The 11406-nt window shown below is 53.3% G+C and carries 12 protein-coding genes; 7 read left to right on the top strand and 5 right to left on the bottom strand.

Features of this window, described 5'->3' with window-relative positions:
* Positions 1-98: 98 nt before the first annotated feature.
* From J1785_RS08760 to J1785_RS08750, 3 genes are all read left to right on the top strand, one after another.
* A complete protein-coding gene (locus J1785_RS08760) occupies positions 99-740 on the top strand; it encodes a hydrolase (RefSeq protein WP_129953873.1) in 642 nt (213 codons plus the stop codon).
* A 62-nt stretch (positions 741-802) separates the two neighbouring features.
* Positions 803-1222, top strand: coding sequence for a DoxX family protein (locus J1785_RS08755; protein WP_129953872.1), 420 nt, complete (start codon positions 803-805; stop codon positions 1220-1222).
* The gene (locus tag J1785_RS08750; protein ID WP_217219239.1) at positions 1219-2805 is read left to right on the top strand and encodes an MFS transporter; all 1587 of its coding nucleotides are present in this window, start codon (positions 1219-1221) and stop codon (positions 2803-2805) included. The genes J1785_RS08755 and J1785_RS08750 overlap by 4 nt, the downstream gene beginning before the upstream one ends.
* A gap of 32 nt (positions 2806-2837) precedes the next feature.
* Here J1785_RS08750 and J1785_RS08745 read toward each other — a convergent pair whose 3' ends face one another.
* The gene (locus J1785_RS08745) at positions 2838-3746 is read right to left on the bottom strand and encodes a LysR family transcriptional regulator (protein WP_217219238.1); all 909 of its coding nucleotides are present in this window, start codon (positions 3744-3746) and stop codon (positions 2838-2840) included.
* A gap of 139 nt (positions 3747-3885) precedes the next feature.
* Between J1785_RS08745 and J1785_RS08740 the strand changes: the two genes are divergently transcribed.
* Together J1785_RS08740 and cho are read left to right on the top strand one after the other, a co-directional pair.
* Complete coding sequence (locus J1785_RS08740; protein WP_217219237.1) at positions 3886-4194, top strand: antibiotic biosynthesis monooxygenase; 309 nt, start codon at positions 3886-3888, stop codon at positions 4192-4194.
* A 163-nt stretch (positions 4195-4357) separates the two neighbouring features.
* The gene (gene cho / locus J1785_RS08735) at positions 4358-5209 is read left to right on the top strand and encodes an excinuclease Cho (RefSeq protein ID WP_217219236.1); all 852 of its coding nucleotides are present in this window, start codon (positions 4358-4360) and stop codon (positions 5207-5209) included.
* A 137-nt stretch (positions 5210-5346) separates the two neighbouring features.
* On the opposite strand, the gene gorA is transcribed toward cho, so the two are convergent.
* Together gorA and J1785_RS08725 are read right to left on the bottom strand one after the other, a co-directional pair.
* Positions 5347-6699, bottom strand: a complete 1353-nt coding sequence (gene gorA, locus J1785_RS08730; RefSeq protein ID WP_129953867.1) for a glutathione-disulfide reductase — start codon at positions 6697-6699, stop codon at positions 5347-5349.
* A 164-nt stretch (positions 6700-6863) separates the two neighbouring features.
* Positions 6864-7706: a 23S rRNA (adenine(2030)-N(6))-methyltransferase RlmJ gene (locus tag J1785_RS08725; protein ID WP_013573521.1), complete on the bottom strand. Its 843-nt coding sequence runs from the start codon at positions 7704-7706 to the stop codon at positions 6864-6866.
* A gap of 181 nt (positions 7707-7887) precedes the next feature.
* Here J1785_RS08725 and prlC point away from each other — a divergent pair, with 181 nt between their 5' ends.
* On the top strand, positions 7888-9948 hold the full coding sequence (prlC, locus tag J1785_RS08720; RefSeq protein WP_129953866.1) for an oligopeptidase A: 2061 nt from the start codon (positions 7888-7890) through the stop codon (positions 9946-9948).
* Positions 9949-9957: 9 nt separating this feature from the next.
* A complete protein-coding gene (gene rsmJ, locus J1785_RS08715) occupies positions 9958-10704 on the top strand; it encodes a 16S rRNA (guanine(1516)-N(2))-methyltransferase RsmJ (RefSeq protein WP_217219235.1) in 747 nt (248 codons plus the stop codon).
* Between the two features lie 65 nt (positions 10705-10769).
* Here the strand turns inward: rsmJ and J1785_RS08710 are convergent, their stop codons facing one another.
* Positions 10770-11132 carry a hypothetical protein gene (locus J1785_RS08710; RefSeq protein WP_217219234.1) on the bottom strand — a complete coding sequence of 121 codons (363 nt, stop codon included), beginning with the start codon at positions 11130-11132 and terminating at the stop codon, positions 10770-10772.
* 11 nt (positions 11133-11143) lie between these two features.
* Entirely contained in the window at positions 11144-11293 is a 150-nt protein-coding gene (locus J1785_RS08705; RefSeq protein ID WP_217219233.1) for a hypothetical protein, read from the bottom strand.
* Between the last annotated feature and the right edge of the window lie 113 nt (positions 11294-11406).

Genomic DNA, 11406 nt, shown 5'->3' with positions numbered 1-11406 from the left:
CTTTTAATGTCCTGACCTATTGTTAATTCCAGCAGCACAACAGCACGACGTTAAATACAAACACTCAATCTAACAATGCACTCTGAGAGGAAATGAAAATGTCTAAATTCGATCTGCTGGACCCACAGAACTCCACCCTGATTTTCATCGACCATCAGCCACAAATGTCCTTCGGCGTTGCGAATATCGATCGCCAGCAGCTTAAAAATAATACGGTCGCTCTCGCTAAAGCGGGCAAAGTTTTTAACGTGCCGGTGATTTACACCTCGGTCGAGACGGAAAGCTTCAGCGGTTATATCTGGCCGGAATTACTGGCGGTGCATCCGGATGTGAAACCGATTGAGCGTACCTCAATGAATTCCTGGGAAGACGCAGCATTCGTGAAAGCCGTTGAAGCCACAGGCCGCAAAAAACTGATCATCTCCGCCCTGTGGACCGAAGTGTGTCTGACATTCCCGGCACTGATGGCGCTGAAAGAAGGGTATGAAGTGTACGTGGTGACCGACACCTCCGGCGGCACCAGCGTGGACGCTCATGAACGTTCCATTGACCGTATGGTGCAGGCTGGTGCAGTGCCGGTGACCTGGCAGCAAGTTCTGCTCGAATACCAGCGCGACTGGTCACGTAAAGAGACATACGACGCTGTTATGGATCTGGTGCGTGAACACAGCGGTGCTTACGGTATGGGTGTCGATTACGCCTACACCATGGTGCACAAAGCCCCGCAGCGTAAAGCGTAACCTTCTTCATTTATCCATTAAGCCGGAACCGTGCTCAGGCGGGTTCCGGCAGGAGAGACATCATGCGTCATGCCCCTGTTTCCCGCCTGTCGGCACCTGTTATCCCTTTCGCGGTCATCCGCTGGTTGGCCCTGCTGGCCTTATGTGCCGCGTATTTGCAGGGCGGCATCGTCAAACTGTTCGATTTTCCCGGCGCGATTGCCGAGATGCAACATTTCGGTTTGTCACCGGCCGCGCCTATGGCCGCTGCGGTGATTGTGCTGGAACTGGCGGCTTCGGCACTGATTCTTACCGGACGCTTTCGCCGGGCGGGTGCGCTGGCGCTGGCGCTGTTCACTTTTAGCGCCAATTTTATGGCAAATGCCTTCTGGCAGGTGTCGGGACAGGAACGCGCCATGATGATGAACGGTTTCTTCGAGCATATCGGGCTGGCCGGCGCTTTTATCTATGTTGCCTGGGATGACCTTAAGGGGCGGGTATGAGCCAGAATGCTGTTGCGACCGGCGGCGCTTTTTCACCGCTGAAACAAGGATTATTTGCCACGATTTGGGTGGCAACCATTCTCGGTAATACCGGCAGTTTTATGCGTGATGTGGCCAGCTCGTGGCTAGTCACCGGGCTGTCATCAAACCCTGCGGCGGTCGCGCTGATGCAAACCGCAGCAACCTTGCCGATTTTTTTGCTGGCGATCCCCGCGGGTGTGCTGTCCGATATTCTTGACCGTCGCCGCCTGCTGATTTTTGTTCAGTTGTTGCTGGCAGGCGTCAGCGGAACCTTGCTTCTGTTGTCACACAATAATTTGCTGACCGTGGAATACCTGGTAGCACTGACCTTTATCGGCGGTATCGGTGCCGCGCTGATGGGGCCTGCCTGGCAGGCGATTGTGCCGGAACTGGTGCCCCGTTCAGATTTGAGAAATGCCGTCGCGCTGAATTCACTGGGGATCAACATTGCCCGGGCGGTGGGTCCCGCTGGCGGAGGTTTGCTGCTGGCCAGCCTCGGTGCCGGTGCGGCTTACGGCGCAGATGTCATGAGCTATGTTTTTGTCATCGGCGCATTGCTGTGGTGGAAACGTCCGGTTAAAGCGAAAAATGAGTTATCGGAGCACTTCCTGGGTGCGTTCCGTGCAGGGCTGCGATATGTCAAAGCCAGCCGGGAACTTCACCGTGTGCTGCTGCGTGCCGCGATTTACTTCGCTTTCGCCAGCGCCATCTGGGCGATGTTGCCGCTGATTGCCCGTAATATGTTGCACGGTACTGCCGGATTCTACGGCGTTCTGCTTGGCGCAGTGGGCGTCGGCGCGATTTTCGGTGCGCTGCTGTTGCCCCGTTTACGCCGGAAACTGAGCGCTGACGGACTGGTGCTGCTTTCCGCCTTACTGTCCGCCGCCGTCATGTTGCTGCTGGCAACATCACCGGAAAAATGGCTGGCCGTGGTGCTGATGGTGGTATTAGGGATTGGCTGGATTATCGCGCTGACCTCCATGAACGGTGTGGCGCAGGCGGTACTGCCTGACTGGGTGCGTGGCCGCGGGCTGGCGGTGTACCTGATGGTGTTTAACGGTGCGATGGCGGCGGGCAGTTTGTTCTGGGGTTTAATTGCCCGGGAAACCGGTCTGGTCGGGGCGCTGTTACTCGCCGGCAGCGGATTGGTTATCGCCGCGCTGGTATGCTGGCGGCTGAAATTGCCCGCTGGCGAGGCGGATTTACAACCTGCCGGGCACTGGGATAATCCGGTCGTGGAAGGGGATGTGCAGGGCGATCGCGGTCCGGTGATGATCCAGATTGAATATATGATTGCACAGGAAGATCGTCCGGCGTTTCTGGCTGAAATCCGCAAACTTTCGCTGGCACGCCGCCGTGACGGGGCTTATGCGTGGGGGATCACCGAGCACAGCGATGATCCGTCACGTCTGGTGGAATGGTTCCTGGTGGAATCCTGGCAAGAGCATCTGCGTCAGCATCAGCGTGTGTCGCATGCCGATGCCGATTTGCAAAGCGAAGTGACACGTTATCACCGTGGAGAAAATAAACCTCAGGTACATCATTATCTTTCGGTACGTTAGTCGCAGTACAAAGCCGCATGATGCGGCTTTTTTTATTCCAGGCTATACACCGCTGCGATACCGTCGAAATTCTGTAAGTTTTCGCGCCACCACATGGCGGCATTGCCGGTGGCATTTTCGTTCCAGGCCATAAAAGCCTGATCGCGACGGGTTTCGGTATCGAGACGACGCTCCACCAGCGCACCGCTTTCGAGATGCGGCGCGGCGAGGTAACGCGGCAAATAGCCACAACCCAGCCCGGCAATTTGTGCGTGAACTTTGGCGTTAAAATCATGAACGCTCAGCATTTTCTGTTCATCAAGCACGCGTAAATCAGCCCCTGTACCGTGGCGGGACGTGTCGTGAACCACCACCGCGCGATACTGACGGATTTGCTCACGCACCAGCGGTTCCGGCAGTGAGGCGAGCGGGTGATGCTTTGCTACTGCAAACACATATTCCAGCCAGCCGATCGGGCGGTATTCAATGCCGCTGCGCGTCACCGGCTCCTGCACGGCACCGAATACGATGTCGGCTTCGCCGTAACTCAGCGCTTCCCAGCAACCCGCCAGTACGTCGTGGCGGAACAATAACTGGGTGTGCTGATGTTCTGCGTAAAAACGGTCGATCAGCGGCGCAAGCAGCGCGAACGGGACGGAAGCATCGACGCTGATGGTCAGTTTGCTTTCCCAGCCGCTTTCGACGTACTGCGCCTGTTGTTCCAGCTCACTGACGGCCCGCAACAGTACGCGGCCTTTTTCCAACATCAGACGGCCAGTGGGTGTGAATGTCGCGCGGTGGCCTGAGCGGTCCAGGAGCTTGATATTCAGATCACTTTCCATTTTCTGCACGGTATAACTCAGTGCAGAAGCGGTTTTAAACAGTCTGGCAGCCGCAGCGGCAAAAGTGCCGTGTCTGTCCAGCGCATCCAGGATCAGCAGCGCTTCAAGGCTTAATCGCATTATTTTCCCCACCCCAAAAATTGTTTAACAACAACCCAAAATATTTCCGTTATGAATGACTGTATTGATTTCGTATCGTTCATGAATATAACGCAACATTCAGTTAACCAGAACAACGGTTAATGAGAAGGAATATCTGATGACTTATCCGCACCAACCTGACCACATTACTCTGGTGATAACCCATAGCGTACGGCGGGATAAGCTGACGGAATATGAATCCTGGCTGGAGAAACTGATGGCCGATGCGGCAAGTTTTACCGGTTACCAAAGTGTAAAAATCTTGCGGCCGGTTCATGGGGAAACTATCTACACCGTGCTGGTCCGTTTCGATAACATTGATAATCTTTACCAGTGGATACAATCCGGACAGCGGGAAAGCCGTGAAAAAACCTTAGCTAACCTGCTGAATGGTCAGGAATATATAGAGCTGCGTACCCAGGCGTAAATTCTGACGTTCAATATTTACACAAGATTTTTCCCACAAAGGTTGAAGGCTGTATAAATCACCAGTATTATCCGTCTGTTTTTTATACGGCATTTTTTGTTTTTAGAAGAGTTTCAAAAAAGGTGTCAGAGAAAAGTTATCAGAGAAAAACAGGTCAGCTATTTTGTGGAATCCCGAGAAAGAGCTTTTTACCGAACTCTATCAGTACCCTGAGCATCTTCGTCATACCTTAGAAAATTTGCCCAACCGCAGCGGCGTGTATATTTTTTACGGTGATGATAATGCCTTCCCGCTGTATATCGGTAAAAGCGTGAATATCCGCAGCCGGGTCATGTCGCACTTCCGCAATCCTGGCGAAGCCAAACTCCTGCATATGACCCGTGATATTGAATTTATTGAAACGATTGGGGAAGTCGGCGCCTTATTGCTGGAATCTGATCTGATCAAAACCCGGCGACCTTTGTTTAATAAGCGTCTGCGTACTGCCCGTAAGCTGTGTTCCATCCGGCTTCAGGGGCTGACGGCCAGCATCGTTTTCAGCGATAATGTGGATTTTTCGCACAGCGAAGACCTGTTTGGGTTGTTTAAAACCAGGATGTCGGCAGTCGAAAAGATCCGTGAGATCGCCGATCAGGAAAAGCTATGTTACGGCGCGCTGGGGCTGGAAAAGCTGTCAAAAAATCGCGCATGTTTCCGTTTTTCGCTGGGCAAGTGTGCCGGTGTCTGTTGTGGCAAAGAATCACAGGAGGATCATCAGGCGCGCCTGCGGGAAGCACTCAGCGCCCTGAAAATTCGTAGCTGGCCGTATCCGGGACGGATTGCGATCGCCGAAGAAGCCAACGGACTGACCGATTATCACGTCATTAATCACTGGTTTTATCTGGGGACAGTGAAAACGCTGGAAGCCGCCAAAGCCTTTGATACTGCTGTGCCGCATTTTGACCGCGACAGTTATAAAATCCTCTGCAAACCTTTATTCGAGGCAGACAGCCCGAAAGTGATTTTGCTGGACTGAAATCACTACGGTGATAACCGGCTGTGTTCTTTGCTTCCTGCAGTGTAAATAGCGCTATAAAAAAAGGCCGGGGATCATAAGATCCTCAGCCTTTTGTTTGCCGGAGATAACACTTTTCCGGCAAGAGCGTGACGCTATCAGCGCATGGTCACAAACTCTTCGGCACCGGTCGGGTGGATAGCGACGGTATTGTCGAAGTCTTTCTTGGTTGCGCCCATTTTCAGTGCGACCGCAAAGCCCTGCAACATTTCATCCATGCCATAACCGATGCCGTGGATGCCAACGATTTTCTCTTCCTTACCGACGCACACCAGTTTCATGCGGCACGGCTGACGGTGTTGCGTGACGGCGGTATACATGGCGGTGAAGGCTGATTTGTAGACTTTTACGTTGTCTTCGCCGAACTGCTCTTTCGCCTGCGGTTCGGTCAGCCCGACCGTGCCGATTGGCGGGTGGCTGAACACCACGGTGGCGATGTTGCTGTAATCCAGATGTTCGTCCGGCTTGTTGTTGAACAGGCGTTCTGACAGGCGACGACCCGCGGCAACAGCCACCGGGGTCAGTTCAACCGCACCGGTGTTATCGCCCACGGCGTAAATGCCGTTTACGCTGGTATTCTGAAACTTATCGACGACGATGTAACCTTTATCGTTGGTTTTCACGCCAGTCGCTTTCAGGTTGAAATTGTCAGTTTCCGGTTCGCGGCCAATCGCCCAGACCAGGCTGTCGACAACAAATTCCTGGCCATTTTCCAGCTTCAGCGTCAGGCTGCCGTCGGCATTTTTCACCACTTCTTTCGGAATGGATTCTTTATGCAGTGCCGGACCTTCGGTTTCCATCACTTCTACCAGCGTCTCGACGATCAGCGGATCGAAAGTCCGCAGCGGTGCATGTTTACGCACGAACAGATGCGTTTCGGCACCCAGTGCGTTCATCACACCGGCGATCTCCACCGCGATATACCCTGCACCGACAACCGCAACGCGTTTTGGCATTTCGGTCAGATCGAAGAAACCGTCTGAATCGATGCCGTATTCTGCACCCGGAATATCCGGATGGCTCGGACGTCCGCCGGTGGCGATCAGAATGTGATCTGCGGTGATCTGCTCACCGTTCACTTCAACGGTATGATCGTCAACGAAACGGGCAAAACCTTTGATCACATCCACGTTATTTTTGCCCAGTACGTTGTCGTACGAGGTGTGGATACGGTCGATGTAAGCGGTACGGTTGGCGACCAGCGTTTTCCAGTTGAAGCTGTTAACGGTGGTATCAAAACCGTAATCCGGGCCGTAGTTGCGGATCGCTTCTGCGATTTGCGCGGCATGCCACATGACTTTTTTCGGAACACAACCCACGTTGACGCACGTGCCGCCAAGCTCTTTAGCTTCGATCAGCGCACATTTTTTCCCATACATGGCTGCACGGTTGATTGATGCGATACCGCCGCTGCCGCCGCCAATTGCCAGATAGTCATAATGTTTGGTCATCGTTTTATCCGTAAGTTGTGAAAAATGGAGACACTGATACAGCGTCATTAATCTCAAAATTTGGCTAAGAGTTTAACGTGTTGTGGAAAAGATTGGATCAATGATTGTGATAGGTTTGATAGCCAGAACCTTTGAAAAAAGGCTCCGGCAATTTATGCAGGCTTTTACTCAGGCACAACCCAGTTAACCGTGGTGTGACCGGTACCGGAAGGCACCAGCACTTTGAGCAACCACGGCAGCACGTTGTTCATCTGCTGCTCGAGTTTCCACGGTGGGTTAATCACGATCATGCCGGAAGCGGTCATGCCGCGCTGATCGCTGTCCGGGCGCACGCCCAGCTCGATTTGCAGAATACGGCGGATGCCGGTCGCTTCGAGATCACGCAGCATTTTCTTGATTTGCTGACGCATCACCACCGGATACCACAGCGCGTAAGTGCCGGTGGCAAAACGCTTGTAGCCTTCCTGAATGCCTTTTACCACGTCCTGATAATCGGTTTTCATTTCATACGGCGGGTCCATCAGGATTAGCCCACGGCGTGAAGGCGGTGGCAACTGGGCTTTCAGTTGCTGATAACCGTCAGCGCGGGCAACGCGGGTGCGGTCATCTTTCTGAAACTCACTGCGCAACAGCGGGAAATCGCTCGGGTGCAGTTCAGTCAGATGCAGCTTGTCATCTTCGCGCAACAGCTGACGGGCAATCAGCGGCGAACCCGGGTAATAACGCAGGTTTTCATTGCGGTTGAAGTGATTGACGACCGACATATATGCCGCCAGTTCTTCAGGAATATCGTCCCGCTGCCAGATGCGCGCGATGCCTTCCAGATATTCGCCGGTGCGTTCGGCGTGCTCGCCGCTCAGCTGATAGCGCCCGGCACCCGCGTGGGTGTCGAGATAAAGGAAGGGTTTTTCTTTTTCTTTCAGAGATTCAATGATCAGGCTCTGAACGGTGTGTTTCAGTACGTCGGCATGGTTGCCTGCGTGAAAACTGTGGCGGTAACTCAACATGTGCGGCTTCTCCTGCGGCTTCGCGGCATTATCCATTAAAGACTATCCCGCCGCCACCCATTGATTTCACCGTAACTTGACCGCATGTTAGAAGTTACGTCATCTTTAAGACGACCCGAATTCACGGCGTGGTGCGCCACAGGCGCATCAGCCCCAAACGCTATTACGAAGGACTGGCCCTATGACTGAACAGCAAAATGCGTCGAATCCGCTCTTAACACCGTTCTCCCTGCCACCTTTCTCTGCGATCAAGCCCGAACATATTGTCCCTGCGATGAAATCCGCTATCGAAGAAAGCCGTCAGACGATTGAACGCGTTGTTGCGCAGGGCGCACCTTATACCTGGGAAAACCTGTGTCAGCCGCTGGCCGAAAGTGACGATCGCCTGAGCCGCATCTGGTCGCCGGTCGGGCATCTCAACGCCGTAAAAAACAGCCAGGAATTGCGTGAAGCTTACGAGCAATGTCTGCCAATTCTGTCGGAATTCAGCACCTGGACCGGGCAGCATGCCGGTTTGTATCAGGCGTATCGCGATTTAAAAGACAGCGAACATTTCAGCACACTGTCCGTGGCTCAGAAAAAAGCCATCGATAACGCGCTGCGTGATTTTGAGTTGTCCGGCATTGGCTTGCCGATGGACAAACAAAAGCGTTATGGCGAAATTTCCGCGCGCCTGTCTGAACTGGGTTCGACCTACAGTAACAATGTGCTCGATGCCACCATGGGCTGGAGCAAACTCATCACTGATGAGAATGACCTGAAAGGTCTGCCGGAAAGCGCACTGGCCGCTGCAAAAGCGTTGGCAGAATCTAAAGAACAGGAAGGCTGGCTGTTAACACTGGATATCCCGAGCTATCTGCCGGTGATCACCTACGGCGAAAACCGTGAATTGCGTGAAGAGATGTACCGTGCGTTTGCCACCCGTGCCTCCGATCAGGGGCCGAATGCCGGTAAGTGGGACAACAGTGAGGTCATGGCCGAAGAGCTGGCGCTGCGTCACGAACTGGCCCAGTTGTTAGGTTTTGATTCGTTTGCGGATATGTCGCTTGCCACCAAAATGGCGGAAAGCCCGAAACAGGTGATCGATTTCCTGAGCGGTCTGGCAAAACGTGCGCGTCCGCAGGGCGAGCAGGAACTGGCGCAGTTGCGTGCTTTCGCCAAAGAACATTTCGGCGTGGATGAGATGGAAGCCTGGGATTTGCCGTTCTATGGCGAAAAACAGAAACAGCACCTGTTCTCCATTAACGACGAGCAGTTACGGCCTTACTTCCCTGAACAGCGTGCGCTGGAAGGGTTGTTCGAAGTGGTGAAACGTATTTACGGTATCACCGCCAAAGAGCGCAAAGATGTGGAAACCTGGCACAAAGATGTGCGTTTCTTCGATCTGTTCGATGAAACTGGCGACCTGCGCGGCAGCTTCTATCTCGATCTTTATGCCCGTGAACACAAGCGCGGTGGCGCATGGATGAACGACTGCGTGGGCAGTATGCGCAAAGCGGACGGCGAACTGCAAAAACCGGTTGCATACCTGACCTGTAACTTTAACGGTCCGGTGGGCAACAAACCGGCACTGTTTACGCACAACGAAGTCACCACGCTGTTCCATGAATTCGGTCACGGACTGCATCATATGCTGACCCGCATCGACACGCCGGGGGTTGCCGGTATTGCCGGTGTACCGTGGGATGCTGTCGAACTGCCAAGCCAGTTTATGGAAAACTGGTGCTGGGAGCCAGACGCTCTGGCGTTTATCTCCGGTCATTTTGAAACCGGCGAACCCCTGCCGAAAGAGATGCTGGATAAGATGCTGGCGGCGAAAAACTATCAGGCGGCGCTGTTTATCCTGCGTCAGCTGGAGTTCGGTCTGTTCGATTTCCGTATGCATGCAGAGTACGACCCGGCCAAAGGTGCGCAAATCCTGCAAACGCTGGCAGAAATCAAAAAACAGGTGGCCGTGGTACCGTCACCGTCGTGGGGACGTTTCCCGCACGCTTTCAGCCACATCTTTGCGGGCGGTTATGCGGCGGGTTATTACAGCTATCTGTGGGCGGAAGTGTTGTCTGCCGATGCCTATTCCCGCTTTGAAGAAGAAGGTATTTTCAACCGCGAAACCGGCCAGTCATTCCTGGATAACATTCTGTCGCGTGGCGGTTCCGAAGAGCCGATGGAGCTGTTCAAACGCTTCCGCGGGCGTGAGCCGCAGCTGGATGCTATGCTGCGCCACTACGGAATCAAAGGATAACCTCTGCCTGTGAGTGTGTGTTTACTGTGTGAAGAAGGCGCCGATGAAGGCGCCTTATCTGTTCTGGCGCAGCGCTGGGATCTGACGTCTGACCCGGATGCCGTAATGGCGCTGGTGCTGACGCCTGAACGTCTGGAATTACGCAAACGTGACGAGCCAAAACTCGGCGCGATTTATGTCGATTTTGTCGGCGGCACGATGGCGCATCGTCGCAAATTCGGCGGCGGACGCGGTGAGGCAGTAGCCAAAGCCGTCGGCATTAAAGGCAGCTATCTGCCGGATGTCGTTGACGCCACCGCAGGGCTGGGCCGTGATGCGTTTGTACTGGCGTCCCTGGGGTGTAAGGTGCGGATGCTGGAGCGCAATCCGGTAGTGGCGGCACTGCTCGATGACGGGCTGGCGCGCGGCTATCGCGATGCAGAAATCGGCCCGTGGCTGCGCGAGCGTATGACGTTGCTGCATGCCTCAAGCCTGACAGCGCTGGCTGCACTATTGCCAAAACCGGAAGTGGTGTATCTCGACCCGATGTATCCGCATAAACAGAAAAGTGCGCTGGTGAAGAAAGAGATGCGGGTATTTCAGGGATTAGTCGGCCCGGATGAAGATGCGGATGGCCTGCTGGAACCGGCACGCCGTTTAGCGACTAAACGTATTGTGGTCAAACGCCCGGACTACGCACCGCCGATGGCTGATATCGCCGCCCAGGCCGCTGTCGTGACCAAAAGTCACCGGTTTGATATCTATACGCCGTTGTAACCAAAGGCATCGCATGATTAATAAGAAACCAGAAAGCACTGCACATACGTTCTGGTTTCTTATTTTCATGCCTGATTACGCAAATCTTCGATAAATTCGGTAACGGGTACAGTTTTTTCACGATCCCGTTGCGCTTCGTCGATCTTATTTAGCTGGTCAATCAGGATCTTTTTCATTTCTGCTTCCGCAAAACGCGTCAGTAAATCCCTTACCATCGGCTGGTATCCAATCTGGTGATGTGCCGCGATGGTTTTCAGGTTATTCAGCAGCGATTTTTGCAACCTTATTGAGATGGCCTGAAGCTCCATCATGTCATCAAATTCAGCGGCCAGAGAAGGGTTAACTGCCTCTGCATGCTCCTCCGATGCTCCGAGCTCGCGATTATCCCACATTTCTGCATTATCCTGAGCGTCATGGCGGGTCGTCATAATATCTTCCTCTAAATTGGGAGTGTTGCTGCCAGCTTTTCGCGGGTATCCTTCAGATAATGACCCTCGCGGTTAGCAAAGCATTCGAAGACCTCTTTCTCCACAACATTATGTTTTACGAACAATTTCTCTTTCACTGCCGGTGAAAACTGGATTTTCATAATACATCCTGTATGAAAACATCTTCCATATATACCCATACTGTTTGAATATTGTTCATAATTAACAGAGGGATGTGATTTATATATTGTTAATCACCTATTCTGTATATACA

This window comes from Rahnella perminowiae, from assembly GCF_019049755.1.
GTDB classification, from domain to species: domain Bacteria; phylum Pseudomonadota; class Gammaproteobacteria; order Enterobacterales; family Enterobacteriaceae; genus Rahnella; species Rahnella perminowiae.
The sequence above is the reverse complement of the archived record's forward strand: the minus strand, read 5'-3'. Positions and strand labels throughout refer to the sequence as shown.